Source organism: Desulfosporosinus sp. FKA (assembly GCF_002196785.1).
GTDB lineage: Bacteria > Bacillota > Desulfitobacteriia > Desulfitobacteriales > Desulfitobacteriaceae > Desulfosporosinus > Desulfosporosinus acididurans.
Genome location: NZ_NAHZ01000034.1, coordinates 353,629 through 370,889, shown reverse-complemented (window position 1 = coordinate 370,889; position 17,261 = coordinate 353,629). Strand labels below are relative to the sequence as shown.

Annotated in this window: 14 protein-coding genes and 1 riboswitch; of the genes, 10 read left to right on the top strand and 4 right to left on the bottom strand. The window is 39.5% G+C overall.

Going from position 1 to position 17,261, the window contains the following annotated elements; translation table 11 throughout:
- The first annotated feature begins 115 nt into the window (after window positions 1-115).
- From B5771_RS22985 to B5771_RS22965, 5 genes are all read left to right on the top strand, one after another.
- On the top strand, window positions 116-1,981 hold the full coding sequence (locus tag B5771_RS22985) for a HAMP domain-containing methyl-accepting chemotaxis protein (RefSeq protein WP_172408351.1): 1,866 nt from the start codon (window positions 116-118) through the stop codon (window positions 1,979-1,981).
- A 129-nt stretch (window positions 1,982-2,110) separates the two neighbouring features.
- Window positions 2,111-2,584, top strand: a complete 474-nt coding sequence (locus B5771_RS22980; RefSeq protein WP_088189595.1) for a ribonuclease H-like YkuK family protein — start codon at window positions 2,111-2,113, stop codon at window positions 2,582-2,584.
- A 316-nt stretch (window positions 2,585-2,900) separates the two neighbouring features.
- Window positions 2,901-3,488, top strand: a complete 588-nt coding sequence (locus B5771_RS22975; RefSeq protein ID WP_088189594.1) for a DUF1003 domain-containing protein — start codon at window positions 2,901-2,903, stop codon at window positions 3,486-3,488.
- A gap of 325 nt (window positions 3,489-3,813) precedes the next feature.
- Window positions 3,814-6,039: an ABC transporter ATP-binding protein gene (locus B5771_RS22970; protein ID WP_088189593.1), complete on the top strand. Its 2,226-nt coding sequence runs from the start codon at window positions 3,814-3,816 to the stop codon at window positions 6,037-6,039.
- Window positions 6,036-7,910, top strand: coding sequence for an ABC transporter ATP-binding protein (locus B5771_RS22965; protein WP_088189592.1), 1,875 nt, complete (start codon window positions 6,036-6,038; stop codon window positions 7,908-7,910). Before B5771_RS22970 ends, B5771_RS22965 begins: the two co-directional genes overlap by 4 nt.
- A gap of 122 nt (window positions 7,911-8,032) precedes the next feature.
- Here B5771_RS22965 and B5771_RS22960 read toward each other — a convergent pair whose 3' ends face one another.
- The gene (locus B5771_RS22960) at window positions 8,033-8,905 is read right to left on the bottom strand and encodes a DMT family transporter (RefSeq protein WP_088189591.1); all 873 of its coding nucleotides are present in this window, start codon (window positions 8,903-8,905) and stop codon (window positions 8,033-8,035) included.
- A gap of 416 nt (window positions 8,906-9,321) precedes the next feature.
- A riboswitch (cyclic di-GMP riboswitch) is annotated at window positions 9,322-9,404 on the top strand.
- Window positions 9,405-9,520: 116 nt separating this feature from the next.
- Here B5771_RS22960 and B5771_RS22955 point away from each other — a divergent pair.
- Both B5771_RS22955 and B5771_RS22950 read left to right on the top strand, forming a co-directional pair.
- Complete coding sequence (locus B5771_RS22955; RefSeq protein WP_242966957.1) at window positions 9,521-9,952, top strand: chemotaxis protein CheW; 432 nt, start codon at window positions 9,521-9,523, stop codon at window positions 9,950-9,952.
- Window positions 9,953-9,971: 19 nt separating this feature from the next.
- Window positions 9,972-11,120, top strand: coding sequence for a methyl-accepting chemotaxis protein (locus B5771_RS22950; protein WP_088189589.1), 1,149 nt, complete (start codon window positions 9,972-9,974; stop codon window positions 11,118-11,120).
- 16 nt (window positions 11,121-11,136) lie between these two features.
- Here the strand turns inward: B5771_RS22950 and B5771_RS22945 are convergent, their stop codons facing one another.
- Window positions 11,137-11,667: a hypothetical protein gene (locus B5771_RS22945; protein WP_088189588.1), complete on the bottom strand. Its 531-nt coding sequence runs from the start codon at window positions 11,665-11,667 to the stop codon at window positions 11,137-11,139.
- 268 nt (window positions 11,668-11,935) lie between these two features.
- On the opposite strand from B5771_RS22945, the gene B5771_RS22940 reads away from it, so the two are divergent.
- Together B5771_RS22940 and B5771_RS22935 are read left to right on the top strand one after the other, a co-directional pair.
- On the top strand, window positions 11,936-12,373 hold the full coding sequence (locus B5771_RS22940) for a MerR family transcriptional regulator (RefSeq protein WP_088189587.1): 438 nt from the start codon (window positions 11,936-11,938) through the stop codon (window positions 12,371-12,373).
- A gap of 45 nt (window positions 12,374-12,418) precedes the next feature.
- Entirely contained in the window at window positions 12,419-13,597 is a 1,179-nt protein-coding gene (locus B5771_RS22935; protein WP_088189586.1) for a cyclopropane-fatty-acyl-phospholipid synthase family protein, read from the top strand.
- Window positions 13,598-13,759: 162 nt separating this feature from the next.
- Here B5771_RS22935 and B5771_RS22930 read toward each other — a convergent pair whose 3' ends face one another.
- Window positions 13,760-14,491 carry a zinc dependent phospholipase C family protein gene (locus tag B5771_RS22930; RefSeq protein WP_088189585.1) on the bottom strand — a complete coding sequence of 244 codons (732 nt, stop codon included), beginning with the start codon at window positions 14,489-14,491 and terminating at the stop codon, window positions 13,760-13,762.
- 384 nt (window positions 14,492-14,875) lie between these two features.
- On the opposite strand from B5771_RS22930, the gene B5771_RS22925 reads away from it, so the two are divergent.
- A complete protein-coding gene (locus B5771_RS22925; RefSeq protein ID WP_088189584.1) occupies window positions 14,876-15,715 on the top strand; it encodes an ATP-binding protein in 840 nt (279 codons plus the stop codon).
- A 68-nt stretch (window positions 15,716-15,783) separates the two neighbouring features.
- On the opposite strand, the gene B5771_RS22920 is transcribed toward B5771_RS22925, so the two are convergent.
- Entirely contained in the window at window positions 15,784-17,259 is a 1,476-nt protein-coding gene (locus B5771_RS22920) for a C40 family peptidase (protein WP_088189583.1), read from the bottom strand.
- Between the last annotated feature and the right edge of the window lie 2 nt (window positions 17,260-17,261).

Here is a 17,261-nt window from a genome sequence, read left to right as displayed (position 1 = left end):
ATGGAAAAAACTAAAATCGAAGCGAATTTCAGGCAAACGATTCATCTAAACGTGAGACGCCCACTTCAAATGGGCGTGGCCCCGTTCTAAATCGACGATAATGGAGGAATTATTGTTGAAGATAAATAATATGAGTAGAATTTTATCAAACACAAATGTAACTATAAAAAATACTTTCAAAGCTATTTCTCGCAAATTAAAATTCTTAACGTCAAGGAAGAAAAATTCAATTAATAATAAGACTGTAACGAAATTACTTGGAAGTTTTCGTAACTTAAAAATAGCCTATAAAATTAATAGTTTGGTTCTTATTATGGCTATCTTGATGGGCTTTATCGGCTACATAGGTTATGCTTACTATCAAAGACAAAATAGCGAATTTAACAAAATGTATGCCAGCTCGTTATCAGCCGTTAAGGTTTTAAATGAAGTTAGGGCTAATACAGGAGCGGCAGAGGCTTTGTCCATGGAGATGATTTTAGCTCCTATTGACGAAATCCGCAGACAAGAAATTCTTAAGGATCTAAAAAATGCTGATACTACCATAGATGCATCTCTTAAGGACTTTGCTTCAATCCGTAAAAGTTCGGGGGAAACCGCAAAGTTAACCAGCTTAAAAAAAGCCCTTACGGACTACAGAAATGAAAGGCAAAAGGCTTTCGACCTCAGTGACCAAGGAACAAAACAAGAAGCCTATTTCGATTATACCAATAATGCTTTAACTTATGTTGATAGTATACATATTCTGCTTTCGAACCTGATTTCTTATAATCAAGAGTCCATGGATAAAACTCTTGCCCAAAATAACCAAGATTTTCTTTCCGCCGGCAAAGTTTTGCTCATTTTTCCAATTGCTGCGGTTCTTCTAAGCTTGCTTTTAGGCTTATTTGTAGCGAGACTTTTAGCAGACCCCATCAAGGAAATGTTAAAAAGTGTGCAGGAAGTTGAACGTGGGAACTTAGTAGGTCATGATGAAGGGCTTATTGCCTCAAGGGATGAAACAGGTCAATTAGGTCTTGCTTTTGATGCGATGCGAACTACTCTGCGTAATTTAGTCGGTGCAGTTTCACGATCCAGTCAACTTGTGTCGGAATGTGCTCAGGCAATTCAAGTAATCACTGAAGAAAATTCTCTTGTTTCAGGACAAATTGCCGGTACTATGACAGCAGCTGCCTCTGATACTGAAAAGCAAGCGGTTACAGTCAATGAGGCTTCCGCTGCTATCCAGCAGGTATCTGCAAGCGCCCAGCAAATTGCAGCTACCAGCATTTTTGTTGCAGATCTTACCGAGAAGACCTCCAAAACAACAAAATCTGGCCAGGAAGCAATTGACAGAGTTGTTCAACAGATGTCTGTCATAGGAAACAGAACTAAACAAATAGAAAATAACATTAATAATCTTAACGCAAGTAATAGTGAAATTAAGGATTTTACGAAATTTATCAGTGATATTGCTGCGCAAACCAATCTGCTGGCTCTTAATGCTGCCATCGAAGCAGCGAGGGCTGGTGAACATGGACGAGGGTTTGCTGTGGTTGCTGAAGAAGTGCGGAAGCTGGCAGAACAGGCTCAGGAAGCCTCGAAGCAGATTAGCTCCTTGATTAGTAATAATCATGACAATATTACCTCGGTGGTTTCAGTTATGAAGGACGCTTTAAATGATGTTGAAGAGGGGATTCAAGTCGTTGAGACCGCCGGAGAAGCATTTGCCGTGAACAATGGTCATATTGAAGAGGTATCGACTCAGGTCAGGGAAATATCCACTTCGATCCAGCAAGTTGCTGTCGGCAATCAACAGATCGTGGATTCGATTTTTAATATACGAAGTTTTAGTGAGGTTACAGCACAACGTGTTCAATCTGTGACAGGTAATATTCAAGAACAAGTGGCAACCACCAGTCGTTTGACTAGGGCAAGTCAAGAATTAGCCGCAACCGCTCAAAAACTTCTCACTTCAATCCAAGAATTCAGAGTCAGTTAATTCCTTTCAATGATTCCCCTTACTCTCCAAGAAACGAGTTTTAGTGGAGTAAGGTATAGTTTTACTATTATTGAGTATTACTTATTATCATCCTTTAACAGAAGCGATAAGTGGAACGGAGATGGTACTGTGTACAGTATGATGTATGGTGAAATCTCTTTCGAAGAAATGTACTCAATAATCAAAGCTTATTTATCGCAAGATAAGAAAGGAGAGTACAAAGTCTCAATTGGTTCAGACAGCCAAAACTTTAATGATACTAAAATACCAATAACCGTTGGCATTCATAAAATTGAAAATAAAGTCGGTAAAGGCGGAATTTTCTTCTCGGAAATTAGAAGAGTTAATAAAATAAGCAATATACGCCAAAAGATTTATTATGAAACAAATCTAAGTTTGGAACTCGCCGAAAGATTAAACGGAAAATTTCTTAATGATAACATTCCCAATAAGATAGCAATTCATGTTGATGCCGGATATAATGGTCCGACGGCTAAGTATATTGCTGAAATAATGGGTTGGGTCAGATCTTGTGGCTTTCAATGTGTCATCAAACCGGATTCCTACATGGCGTCCAGCGTTGCTAATCGATTATCTAAATAAAGTATTATGATAAATAAAACCGGGATTGCTTCCGGTTTTATCTAGTTTTTAAGTTCCCTATTTCTGTAAGTGGGGGGGCCTTCGTTAATTTCAGGTGGGGTAGAGCGTAAGCGAGTTCACTTTCGTCAATGGATAAACATATGATGCAAAGTACTGTGTAAGTTTTGCCAGGCAGATTTTGCAATAATCTTAGCTAAAAAGACTTATAAAAACGATCGAAGGAATGATCGGAAGGGTGGATATGTATTATCGAAAAACAAACGGGAATAATTCTAAAAAGCAGATATGAGTTAGTATCAGATATGGGAGTTAGAATATGAATGAAGTTAATAATATTAAAGGTGCTTTGGACAACCCTGAGGAGGCATCTCTATTTGAAGGGTTTGATATTGCAATTCAAAAAAGAGACATTCAACGAATTGACAGATTGGTTGATGATTACGAAAAGAGCATTTTAAATCGGCTGGAAGAAGACTATACCAGCAGAACTACATACCCTGACCGCTTAGCCGATCGTATTGCTCAATTTGGCGGAAGCTGGAAGTTTATTATTTATTTCGGACTGTTTTTGGCTGCTTGGATAGTCTGGAATGGACTTCTTTGGACAAAGTCGTTTCATTTTGATGAACCACCATTTATTCTCCTAAACTTATGTTTATCGTTTCTGGCAGCTTTTCAAGCCCCAGTTATCATGATGAGTCAAAACCGACAAGCCGCCCGTGACAAACATGAATCGGTGATTGATTTTGCTATTAACTATAAGGCTGAGCTGGAGATTGATGATATGCAAAGTCATTTGCATCGTATTGAAACTGACGGTAAGAAAAATATGGAGCAAGTTAAAGCCGAGTTCTCACAAATCAGGAAAACTCTGGAGTCTATTGAAGCTAGGCTGGATAAATAAGTGAATAAACATGAGTAAGGAAATTCCATGTCAGAGGAGCAGCGCATACGACTTTAAACGTAGTGCGCGGGCACCTCTTTTTTTATGTAATTGGATCTTAACAAATCCAAGTGTCCTTCGCGCCAGATAAGTATCTTTACGCTGAAAAATAGAATTGAAAATTAAGCATATAGAAATGCAATCAAATACATACTAATACCTGCACTGGGAGCATTTACAGAGTTTTTGTATAACTGACATAAGAGTAAGGATAATGTTACGACTGAAGGTTTAAGACTTAAGGTTAATGGGTTAAGATTTAAAATTTAAGGAGCTGTATTGGCTGATGCTGAGACTATGGAGATATTTAAAACCCTATACGTTGTTAATTATCACAGCTGTAATTTTGATTTTTTGTCAGGCTATGGCAGACCTTTCCCTGCCGGACTATATGGCCAATATTGTCAATCAGGGAATTCAACAGGGGGGAGTCCTTAATGCTGTTCCTGTGGCCGTGAGACAAAGTCAGATGAGCAAGCTTACTCTTTTTATGACTCCTGCCGATAAGGCGGAGGTTTTGAAAAATTATACCTTAATCGACAAATCAAGTCAGGAGTATGAAAGATATGTCCAAGCGTATCCAATTTTACAGAGGGAATCAATTGAGGTTCTAAAATCTATCGATCAAGCGGAAATTAATAAGCTGAACCCAGTATTTGGCCGGGCATTTTTAGCAGTTTCAGGTATTGAAAAAATGAAATCTACCGCTAATGGGGGCGTCATTTCTTTTAACGGAATGAAAGTTCCAGCGAATACAGACTTATATGCCCTTATTTCCAAACTTCCTCCAGCTCAACTGGCTCAACTAAACGAAAAAATCAATCACCAATTCTCTGCCTTAAGTGATAGTATGATTATTCAAACAGCTGTCAGTTCCGTTAAAGCAGAATATGCTGCATTAGGCATGAACACAAACAAAATTCAAAATAATTATATTAACAATACGGGTATGGTGATGGTCTTAATCGCTTTAGTCAGTGCAGCCTGTACTATCATGGTAGGGCTTACCTCAGCAGTCATAGCCGCAGGACTGGCACGGGATTTGCGTAAAGGTGTATTTTCAAAGGTAGAGAGTTTTTCTAATTCAGAGTTTGATCAATTTTCTACTGCATCACTGATCACGCGGACTACCAATGACATTACCCAAATACAGACTCTGATTGTCATTCTGATCAGAATGTTTTTTTATGCTCCAATGATGGGTGTCGGTGGAGTGATCAGAGCTCTGGGTAAGAGCACTTCTATGTCTTGGATTATTGCTGTTGCCGTAATTGTGCTTTTAGGTTTGATCTCCATCGTTTTTTCGGTAGCTATGCCCAAGTTCAAATTAATTCAGAAACTTATCGATCGACTAAATTTAGTAACTCGTGAAAATCTCTCCGGGATGATGGTCATTAGGGCCTTCAACACCCAGAGATTCGAAGAAAGTCGTTTTGATCGGGCTAATTCTGATCTGACAAAAACCAACCTATTTGTCAATAGGGTTATGGTAGTCATGATGCCGGCGATGACCGTGATTATGAATGGAGTTACACTGCTCATTGTTTGGATTGGCGCTTCTCAAATAGCCAATGCAGGGATGCAGGTTGGGGATATGATGGCTTTTATGCAGTATGCCATACAAATTATTATGGCCTTTTTAATGCTGTCGGTGATGTTTATTATGATCCCAAGAGCATCAGTTTCAGCTCAGCGGATTGCCGATGTCTTGGAGGTTAAACTTGTTATCGTTGATCCGCAGACTCCAAAAGATTTTGATCCTAAAATTAAGGGCGAATTAGAATTTAGGAATGTTTCCTTCAGGTATCCCGGCGCCGAGGAAGAAGCTTTGCAAGGCATAAGTTTCAAAGCCCTGCCGAATCAGACTACAGCGATTATTGGCTCGACAGGTGCAGGTAAAACAACCCTTATTAACCTGATTCCTCGTTATTATGATGTTACAGGCGGTGCTATCTTCTTCGATGGAATAGATATCCGTGACGTAACTCTGCATGATCTACATGACAAGATTGGATATGTGCCTCAAAAGGGTATTTTGTTCAGCGGAACTATTGAATCTAACTTGCAGTATGCAGATGAATCTGCCTCCCGAGAGGATCTCATCAAAGCTGCAGATATTGCCCAAGCCACTGAGTTTATTAAGGAAAAGCCGGAAGGATTATTGACAGGGATTGCCCAAGGCGGAACAAACGTTTCAGGCGGACAGAAACAACGATTATCGATTGCCCGAGCTTTGGTAAAGAAACCGGAACTTTATATTTTTGATGATAGTTTTTCTGCCTTGGATTTTAAAACAGATGCGGCCCTCCGTAAAGCCCTGAAGGCTGAAACAGGAGGAAGTACGGTCCTTATCGTTGCCCAGCGCATTTCTACGATTATGAACGCTGAGCAAATTATAGTCCTTGAGGAAGGGAAAGTGGCGGGAATCGGGACCCATGATGAATTAATGAAAACTTGCGAGGCTTATCAAGAAATAGCCTTGTCTCAGTTCTCGAAGGAGGAATTAGCATGAGCGTGGAGACCAGGAAGAAGTCATCTCCGCGGGGTCCCATGGGTGGTGGTATGGGCGGCGGTCCCGGTGGTATGATGCAGGGGGGCGAAAAGGCTCGAGACTTCAGGGGCACCATGAAGAAACTATTAAATTATTTGCGTCCCTATCGGACGGCCATGATCTTCGTATTTATTTTTGCCGCTGCCAGCTCAGTCTTTTCTATTGTTGGTCCCAAAATATTAGGAAATGTCACCACACACCTTTTCGAAGGCGCTTTAAGCAAGCTTTCCGGCAGTGGCAGCGGAATAGATTTCAATTATATTGGGAATACGATTCTCCTTTTGGCAGGCTTATATTTTTTAAGTGCTCTTTTCAGTTATGTCCAGGGCTGGGTTATGTCAGGTGTGGCTATGAAAGTCAGTTACCAGTTTCGCAAGGATATTTCAGAAAAAATTAACCGTATGCCCTTGGGTTATTTTGAACGAACAAATCATGGTGAAGTGTTGTCTCGAGTTACGAACGATGTAGATACCCTCAGCCAAACACTAAATCAGAGTCTAACGCAGATTATTACCTCTGTAACGACGGTTCTTGGTGTGCTGGTCATGATGCTCAGTATAAGCTGGCTCTTAACCTTGGTGGCTTTCCTGGTGATCCCCTTGTCCATGATCATTATTATGGTTATCATTAAATATTCACAGAAATACTTCAAGCTGCAGCAAGATTATTTGGGAAATGTAAATGGTCATGTAGAAGAAATGTATAGCGGTCATGTGATTATGAAAGCCTTTAATGGCGAGGAGAAAAGTATTGCGAAGTTTGAAGGCTTTAATAGCAAATTATATAAAGTAGCCTGGAAATCACAGTTTTTGTCAGGCCTGATTATGCCTATTATGAGTTTCGTTGGAAACTTAAGTTTCGTTCTCGTTAGCGTTTTAGGCGGTTGGCTTGTCATCCAAAAATCTATGCAGGTTGGAGACATTCAGGCATTTATTCAATATGTACGATCATTTACTCAGCCGATTACTCAATTGGCCAATATTTCGAATATACTGCAGCAAACAGCAGCTTCAGCCGAACGTGTTTTTGAGTTTCTAGCCGAGGAAAATGAAGTTCCGGAGAGCACCAATCCAGTTAAACTGGAGAGTGTGCAGGGGAGTGTGGAGTTTAGAGATGTACATTTCGGCTACGAAGCAGATAAGATCATTATCAACAAATTTTCCGCTTACATAAAACCTGGACAAAAGGTTGCTATTGTTGGACCGACGGGAGCGGGTAAGACTACGATCGTTAAGCTTTTGATGCGTTTTTATGATGTTAATGATGGTGCAATTTTGGTTGATGGACATGACATCCGCGACTTCAGCAGGCATGATCTGCGTTCTTTATTTGGTATGGTTCTTCAGGACACCTGGCTTTATAATGGAACCATTATGGACAATATCCGTTACGGTCGTCTCGAGGCAAGTGATCAGGAAGTAATGGAAGCGGCGAAAGCCGCACGCGTCGATAGTTTCGTTCATACACTGCCGAAGGGATATAATATGGTACTAAACGAGGAGGCTTCAAATGTCTCGCAAGGGCAAAAACAACTCTTGACTATTGCTCGAGCCATCTTGGCTGACCCGAAAATACTTATTCTCGATGAAGCCACCAGTTCTGTCGACACCCGGACGGAAGTCGAAATTCAAAAGGCTATGGATCACCTTATGGAGAACAGAACGAGTTTTATTATTGCTCATCGTTTATCCACGATCCGCGATGCTGATTTGATCCTTGTCATGAATCATGGCGATATCATAGAGCAGGGGCACCACAATGAACTTCTGGCAAAAGGCGGCTTTTACGCTAACCTTTATAATAGCCAGTTTGAGGCTGCCGAAGCAGGCTGATGAGGTTATAACTTCCTATGGTACGTTAATTCGAGATTAATTGATTAATATTCAAGGAGGCTTTTGATTGCTCAAGAGCCTCCTTGATCTTTCCAGGTTATCTAACGCATTTTCGAACAGAGTTAGGGTTCTCTAATAACTAATAAGACTCCGGCAAGTATTAGGACTGAACCTATCCCAAATGGGAGTCCTACGTGTTCGCCGAGAAAAAGCCAGCCAAGCAAAGTTCCTGATAGGGGCTGGAAGAAGAAAAACAGACTTCCGCTGGCGGCATCGACCATTTGCAGGCCTTTGTTCCACAAAAAGAAAGCAAGGGCAGTAGAAACAATGCCAAGATACAAGATTCCACCCCAAATAGCAGGCTGGGCCATGACGGCGACTGGAATTTGGCTGGCCTGAGAAGCCGCAAAAGGGGTAATAAATACAGTTGCTGTAAAAATCGCATAGGTCGTAACAACAAGTTGAGAGTAAGTGCTGGGAACTCGTTTGATGAGTACAGACATTAAGGCCCAAGTTACTGCTGCAACGCCTAAGATCAGTCCTCCAAGCCGAGAAGTTGTACTAATATCTCCGATACCAACAATGCACAAGACGCCAATGGTTGCCAAGATCACCGAGAGTCCTTTGCGCAGGGTCATTGTTTCCTTTAGCAAGAGGCGGGCGAAAATAACCATGAAGGCCGGGGTTGCCGAGGTAATAATAGCCCCCATCTGAGCCGTCGCCAGTTTTGTCCCCAGAAATTGAGTCCAGATCGATAGGGCATAGCCTGTTATGCCAATCGTCAGAATTAAGGGGACGTCTCGCTTACGTATTCGCCAAGATTGATGGGTTAGGACTGCCATGGCTGAAAGGACGAGGAGCGCGATTATATAGCGCAGCCAAACTAACTCTAAAGGTGGTATGACGGTAAGAACCACTTTGCTAATGACATACATACCTCCCCAAATTGTCGCAGCCAAAGCCAAATAGATAGAGCCTAGTTTATTTTTGGACATTTAAGTTCCCTCCGTCGTCAATCAAATTAAGTCCTTATTCCAGACGGAAGATGTACCCTTCGATCCGTCAGGATAAAAGGGCATCGGGAACATCATTTTCAAACAGTGGCGCTAAAAGCATGCCAATTCACCTCCGTAAAAAGGAAAATTCGCCTTAACAGACCATTTTTCCTTTAACTTTCAAATTTTAATTTAGATAGATAAAACAATCCAATTATATAATGCCTAAGAACGTAAGATTTGTACGTTTTATATTTAATTTGTTTAGAACGCTACTATATATTAGGTACTTAGAAGAATAACATTTTTTGAAATTGATTCGTAACCTTGAAAATTATAAGCATCGGGGGTGAAATATTCGTTATATTTTTATTAATTTCAACTTTTAACTACATTGTTATGTTATAATATACAACAAAAGACAAAGGCAAACTTGGTGAAAGCCAAGGACGCAAAGCCACGGGTCTTTCTATTTGTGGAAGATAGCCGGGTTGCATCATACAGTAAGAAATGTCTTTGTCGTCAAGAAGAGCTGTCTTGGCGATTTTGCTTTCTTAGCAAAGGAGTGATAAGAGAAGTTTAAAGATTCAGAAAGGAGTGAATTGATTGAGTTATATGCAGTTAGTTGTATTTAGATTGGGTGATGAAGAATATGCCCTCGAAATTACGTTTGCTCAGGAGATCATTCGAATTCCGGAAAGAATAACTAAAATGCCTTATCTGCCTTCCTACATTGAAGGAATGATTGACTTAAGAGGTAAGGCGATTCCGATTATTGATTTAAAAAAGCGATTTGGTGTTGGACAATCTGAGAGAAGTGTTGACAGCCGTTTGCTTATTTTGAACATAGAGAATGTAGGAATTGGGATAATTGTGGATGATGTCTCAGAAGTTATAAAGGTCGAAGAACAATCGATTGAAAGGCTTAATGCAGAACTATCAGGTCTCGGAAGTAACAGAGTGCAAGGTGTTGTTCGGATTGACGAGCGTTTAATTCTTTTGTTGAACGGGCTGAATTTTAAGGCTGAAGTTTTAACGAGTAGATAGCAATGGGAGTGGTTTAAAGATGATAGCTTTAGCGGGCGTTGAGTCGTGTAAGTTTATGGCAGAATTTATGGCTGATTTAATACCGGGCGGAATATTGTTCGGAGTTGTTGAACATGACACCTTTGTTTGGGTAAAATCCTCTGAGTCCTTTTCATTAGACATCTTTCAGGTTGGCAAGAGATTAAATGAAGATACAACGACGATGCAAGCAATACAGAATAAGAAGGTTCTAACGCAAAATATTCCCCGTACGGTTTATGGTTTGAGAGTAGTTATCGTCTCAATCCCTATCATCGATGATAAAGGAGACATCTGGGGTGCATTTACTATAGCATTTCCTAAGTTACACCCTGTAGCTGCCGCCTTTGGAGATTTTGCCCCTATTTTAGCCGAGATGTTCCCTGAAGGGGCTTATATATATATGTCAGACTTAACAAAGATTGCTTATGCACAGGCCTCCGATAAATTTGACATGCCGTCAATAGCCGTAGGCTATGACCTAAAGGAAACAGATATTGCTTATCGGGCGCTGCAAACTAAAAAGCCTATTATTGAAGAAATTGACGCTTCTAAATACGGGCAGCCATTAACTATTGCTAATTTTCCCTTGTATGATGATGAACATAAAAATCTCGTCGCCACTCTGGGTATTGTGACACCGAAAAAAACGGCAGTAACCCTGCGTGAAATGTCAATTAACTTAGAAAGCAGTCTTGAAGGTATAGCCGCCGCCATAGAGGAGCTTTCAGCATCTGCGACGGAAATACACACCAATGAAGGGGAACTTAATACGGATATTAAAGGGATAATAAATATTTCAGAAGAGATAAATGAGGTATCGGCTTTTATTAAAGAGATCGCTGATGAAACGAAAATGTTAGGATTGAATGCAGCTATCGAAGCAGCCAGAGCTGGAGATGCTGGCCGCGGTTTTGGTGTAGTTGCTGAGGAGATAAGAAAACTGTCTGCTCAATCAAAGAGCACAGTCCCCAGAATTAAACAATTAACTGATACAATAAAGGAAAAAGTTGAAGAAGCGAGCCGAAAAAGCAATATCTCCTTAGACGCCAGTCAAGGTCAAGCGGCCGCCTCAGAAGAGATTTCTGCAAGTATCGAAGAAATTACGTCCATGTCTATGGAATTAAGCAATCTCGCTAAAAGTTTATAATCATTTTCTGTTTGAGCTAATGCTTTAATTCCTGACGGACCTGTTCAATTTTAGTAGTCGCTGAGACAAGGTCTTCTTTGCTGCTTTTTAATTGACACTTACTCAGATCACCGGCACTACTCAAACTATCGTTGAGTTCAAAAAGGGATGATGTTAATAATCTAGACGCTTCGGTTAAATCAATGATCATTTGGCTGTTCTGGGATGATTGTTTTAGAGCATTACAATTCAGGTAATCATTGGCGGCAAGCTTATATAATTTATCTAATGAGGCTGTTATTTGCTTTTTACTCCTTTCCTTTGAAGCGGTTATCTCTTGATATTGTTTTAAGATGTCTTCCAGAGAATTTTCTATTTCTGTGGGAGTCATAGAAGGATTGGTAATTGTCGGTACAGTATCTGAAAAATCCTGCCAGGCAGATACTCTTTGGTTAAACGCTAATTTCAGAGCAGTAATGGCAATAATGATTACAATAATCGTTATTCCGAGGCTGGTAAGTTTTCTCTGCTTGTTAGCAGCCGTTCTGATTAACCACTGACGTTTCACTGTTCACCCTCCTTTCCTAAAGACCATATCTGTTCTAAAACGGTCTCCATATTCAGTAAAACATATGCTAAAAGCGAGTACCTAATTCAGGCCCTCGCTTTTTTGTGTGTAACAATTACGGATTATAAAAGTTAGGTTCAATGGATATTATATAGTATGCAAAAAATGTATTTATTTGTAAAATTGTTGAGTTTTAAAGAGTGATTAACGTTGACGTTAATGTTATATTAGTGCTAATATAATCTTAGCAACAGTAAGGGAGGATATTGTGGATAACTATAAAATTGACCAAGTTGCTCTCCAATGCGGCTTGACCAAACGAACCATCCGATATTATGAGGAGATAGGGATATTACCGCCGCCTAAACGCAGTGAAGGAGGGACTAGGTACTATAATGAAGAGCACATAGAATTGCTTAAAAGAATTAAGTATACTAAAGACGCCTTAGGCTTATCGCTGGAGGAACTACAGCATTTTATTGCGCTTAGCAATCTCATTGAGTCTCAAAAAGTAAGCTTTAAACAAACGGCTGAGCGCAGAGAGCAAAGGGAAAAACTGTTGAGTATAATAGACACCTTAGATGAAGAACTTAACTTAATCGAACAGAAAATCTTAAAAATTGAACGGGTTAAAAAAGATTTAACCAATCTGAAGAAACGAGCTCAAGCGGTAATTGAGAAAATTAACTTAGAGGAAGTTAAATAAAGTATTACCTCTAGGATTTTATCAATTCCGAAGGAGGTAAATGGAATGAGTATTGATAAAACGTTCTACAACAACGTCCTTAAAAATATGTTCGCTGATCCCTGCGAAGTTAAATATTGGGATGGGGACGTTAAAAAATATGGCGAAGGAGAGATTCAATTCCGAATTAATTTCAGTGAGCCCATACCTAAATCAGAAATTATCAGTGATCCTTCCCTGGCCTTCGGCGAAGGCTATATGCGTAAAAAAATTGATATCGATGGAGCTGTACAAAAAGTCATCGAGTCGATTTATAATAATCAGAACAGTTTTCTGTATGATAAAAAACCTTATGTTAAATTCGCTAAGATTCTTTCCAATACCCTAAGGAAAAGTAAAGATGATGTTCAATATCATTATGATATTGGCAATGATTTTTATCGACTTTGGCTGGATGAGAGCATGACTTATTCTTGTGCTTATTTTGAATCACCGGAAGATAGTCTTTATCAGGCTCAAAAAAACAAAGTAAATCATATTCTGCGTAAACTTAATTTGCGGCCTGGACAAACTTTATTAGATATTGGTTGTGGTTGGGGAGAATTAATCCTTACAGCTGCGAAGAACTATCAAGTTAAAGCTATGGGGGTAACTCTTAGTTCAGAACAATACTCTCGAGTTTCGGAGAGAATTAAAGAAGAAGGATTAGAAGAGCTTGTTGAAGTTCAGCAAATCGATTTTCGGGAATTGAACGATAGAACCTTTGATCGAGTAGTAAGTGTAGGGATGATTGAGCACGTTGGCAGAGAAAATCTTGATGGGTATTTCTCCGCTGTAAAATCCTTTCTTAATGAAGGGGGAATATCCCTGCTGCATTGTATAACAGGCTATGATGAAGACTCAGGCACAAACAGCTGGATTGACAAATATATTTTTCCCGGAGGATATATTCCGGCAGTCAACGAACTCGTATCCCTAATTGTTGAAAATAAATTCTGTCTTATTGACCTCGAGAGTTTGCGCGAGCACTACACAAGGACTTTAGAACATTGGACCCAAAATTTTGAAAAGGCACTTCCGGAAATTCGAAAAATGAAAGACGATACCTTTATTCGCATGTGGCGTTTATATTTAAATTCTTGCGCTGCGTCATTTCATTGCGGCAACATAGATGTTCATCAATTGCTTTTTACTAAAGGTGTAAACAATAATCTTCCTTTAACCAGAAAGTACATGTATCAATAATTTATAAAAGAACAGCGAGGCAGAGCTATCGAAAGGAAATATGCACAGAAAAAAAGCCCGAGAGAAGATATTTTTTGATCTTCTTTCGGGCTTTTTTTCTTACCTTATCTGCAAAAATACTTAAGGAAATTACTATTGCTGCTTCATTTTGCTGCAGTTACGTTATGACTTAATTTTTACCAGGTTTTGCCGAGGTAAAATATCCGTTAATTTTTGGTACGCAAAATCTAAAAAGCCGGCAGTTGTGGCAATTGATAGAGGAATAAGGGTTTCCGCAGCTTTGGAATAGCTTTTAGTTGAACAGCCATTTTCAATTGATACTAAGTGATAAAGCTGCGCTGATAGCTTGGCGTTGTGCTCAATCCACTGTACAGGATGTGTAAAGGAAGAGTATAAACCGGTTTTGCCAGGGAAGTTGTACCAGTTGTTCGCTGCCCATTTCTCAAATTCTAAGTGCCCATCAAAAACAACCCCTGTTGAATGATGGGGTACACACATATCTTGTACTAAGTGCAAGGCCGCTCCAAGATAGAACATTCCTTTGACCATTTCTTTAGAAAAGAGGGACATGGCTTTGTTGAAATAATATTGACACTCAGCGCTTGCATCTGGCCATTGGACGCGGTTTTGATCGCTGTTCCAATTATAATAATGACAAACATTTTTCCAGCCACGGTCTGCCCATAACAGTCCTTTTTTAAGATATGTATGATAGTCCTTGAAAAAGTTGGCTGCTCTGGACTTGTTGTCTTGTTCTAAGAGGCGGTAAGCTTGTTCTAAGCTATAGATGTGAGGAAGGCCCGGAGAATTAAGTAAATACTGCAAAGGTCCTACAGGGGCTAAGATCATTTTGGTCATTTTCCCCAGAGTGTATGTATATACACTGACGTTCATGAGTTTATCACCTCTTCATTTTACTCTTCCCAGAAAGGCTTTGCTGAGTTAACTCCTTTTAGATTCGAACTATCTTTAGCTTCAACCTTATTCTAAAGCATGAACGTAAAAGACGTATTGTCAATCTGTTAAAATAAAGTAAAAAAGATTGCCAGAGCGAATAGGACGTTCTGGCAATCGAAATTTAGCAGCCGTTTTTATTTTCTTGTAAATGATAAATTTAATAATAAAAAAACAATTCTTGAAGGATTTTCCTTTTTGTTCTCGAAATAATATAACGATCAGTTATTTTATCCTAACTCGCTAATAAGACTTTGAGTGACTAGAAAATCAGATAGATATAAATATCAGATGATTATGAATTATCGGAGGATTTTAATATCTATGGCTGCAACGTTTCGAACAATTAAAGATTGGGAAGAATTTGTTGATTCTAAAAAAGAGATAATTCAGCTTAGGGAAGAACGAGTTAATCTTCAATCAGAGGTCTTTTCGCTAAAAAAATCCCTAAAAAAAGAAATTGAGAATAGAGAATACCTCGAAGGTGAAATAGCAAAACTGGGGCGTTTAAATATTATAGGTCAGTTGGCGGCAGGTCTTGGACACGAAATTCGAAATCCTATGACAACTATTCGAGGGTTTCTTCAAATGTTACAGAGTAAAACAGATTTACTTGTCTTTCAAAACTATTTTGAATTAATGATCGAGGAGTTGGATAGGGCCAATCTAATTATTACAAATTTCTTATCTCTTGCCAAAAATAAACCGACTGAAATTAAACGCATGAATCTCAACAAGTTGCTGGAAAACCTATTTCCGTTATTAATTGCTGATGCTTATAGTCAAGATAAGAAGTGTATTTTTCAACCGGGTAAAATTAAGGAAATTGATATTGATTCTAATGAAATTACACAACTAGTCTTAAACTTGGCCCGAAACGGTCTTGAAGCAATGCAGCCCAATGGCTGTCTTACGATTGAAACCTTTATGGAAGATGATAGTGTTGTCCTTAGTGTAAAGGATGAAGGAAAAGGAATTGATGAAGAGAATCTTAAAAAGCTTGGCGATCCTTTCTTTACTACCAAAGAAAACGGAACCGGCTTGGGTCTGCCCATGTGCTTCACAATTGCCAGCAGATATCATGCTCATATAGACGTTGATACTGGTCCAGACGGAACTACTTTTTTTGTTCGTTTTCCCAGACCTTGTGATGAGATTGAATAATTTCTTTCCCGAAAAATGAAAGGGGGCTGTGTTTTCTCACAGCCCCCTTTTAAGCGGGATTACCGTTACTAATTATACCTGCGCGCTCCTAAATAACGGGAAGCGTAAAAACTGTCACTGAGACTGGAGACTTCAATACCACTGTTAGGGTTACTGGCATGAATAAATCGTCCCCCCCCCATATAAATGCCTACGTGAGATGCACCACTAGTATATGTCGTGAAAAACACTAAATCACCAGGCTGAAGGTCATTTTTGCTGACAGAACGTCCTGAAGCAAATTGAGCATAGGAAGTACGCGGCAGGGATATTCCGGAATTAGCATAAACATATTTTGTAAAGCCCGAACAGTCGAAACCACTGCGAGTGGTTCCACCGAAAACATAGGGCGTACCCTGTAAGCTAAGAGCTCGACCCACAATGGAGGAATTATTACTGCTTCCTCTGGAAATACCATAGGCAACCGTCACATTGCCAGGTCCTTTAGCAATGACTTGATTTACAGGATTTTGAGTGATTTTTTCAGCTAATACTTTTTTAGTTACGTCGATACCATTTTTACGCACATAGGAATAAGTAACTAATTTTGCGCCATTACTTCCTTGGGTTACAATTTTTGAATTGTCAAAGGCCAAACTCGGATCAATTTTCGTTACAACATCGTAGGGTACAGTTTCCGACCCTGAATAAGTTCCTTTACTAACAACGGTAAGATAAGGTGTGGAATCAACAAGCTTTATAGTTTCACCGGGTTTCAGCATGGTATTTTTAGTTGACCCCGGATTACCCGCTAATACATCATCGGTTAACATATCGTTTTTGCGGGCGATAAGCCACCAGGAATCATTAGGCTGAACGGTATAGTTTTTCGTCGTTATCTTGCCATCCATCAATACCTTAAAAGCTTGATCAGCTGATTTTACTTGATCCGGGGAGACTTCAGCTTTTTTGACACTAACATTCTCAGCAAAACTTATTGATTCGATCTTATTTTCAGAACTGGGTTTTGCATAATAATCTTGGTATTTTTTAAGAACCTGATTCACGTCTTCTTTATTTGGCAAAACAGCGACAACAGATCCATTTGCTTTTAAGCTATAACCATCAACATAACATGATATGTCATTTTTTAGTTTTTCTTCATTTAAAGAAGATTCCAGATAGACAGCTGGACTAATCCTGACGTTCTCATAAGTTATAACGTCGTGAGTTTTGGCAACTACACCATAAGGTTTGCCTTCCTGTTGCAAAACTGTTTTTACAAGGTTTTCAGCTGTCGCTGAATTTTTTGCCAGGCCAATCTGATGACCGTTAACAAGAACTGCTGCCGCAGAAGTCGTCGTTGTAAGATTGTAGGTGACCCCACCTATTAAAATGAGAGAAACCGATAAGGTAACGATAATTTTTGGCGATTTCCAAGAAATCCTTTGTAACGTATTGCGCGAAAACTGTTGGATAACTAGTTTTCTTTGAGTCCAATCGAAATGTTTGATTCGGCTAAGTACTTCGCCTTGAATCTGAGACAGTTTACGAGACCATTGCATAT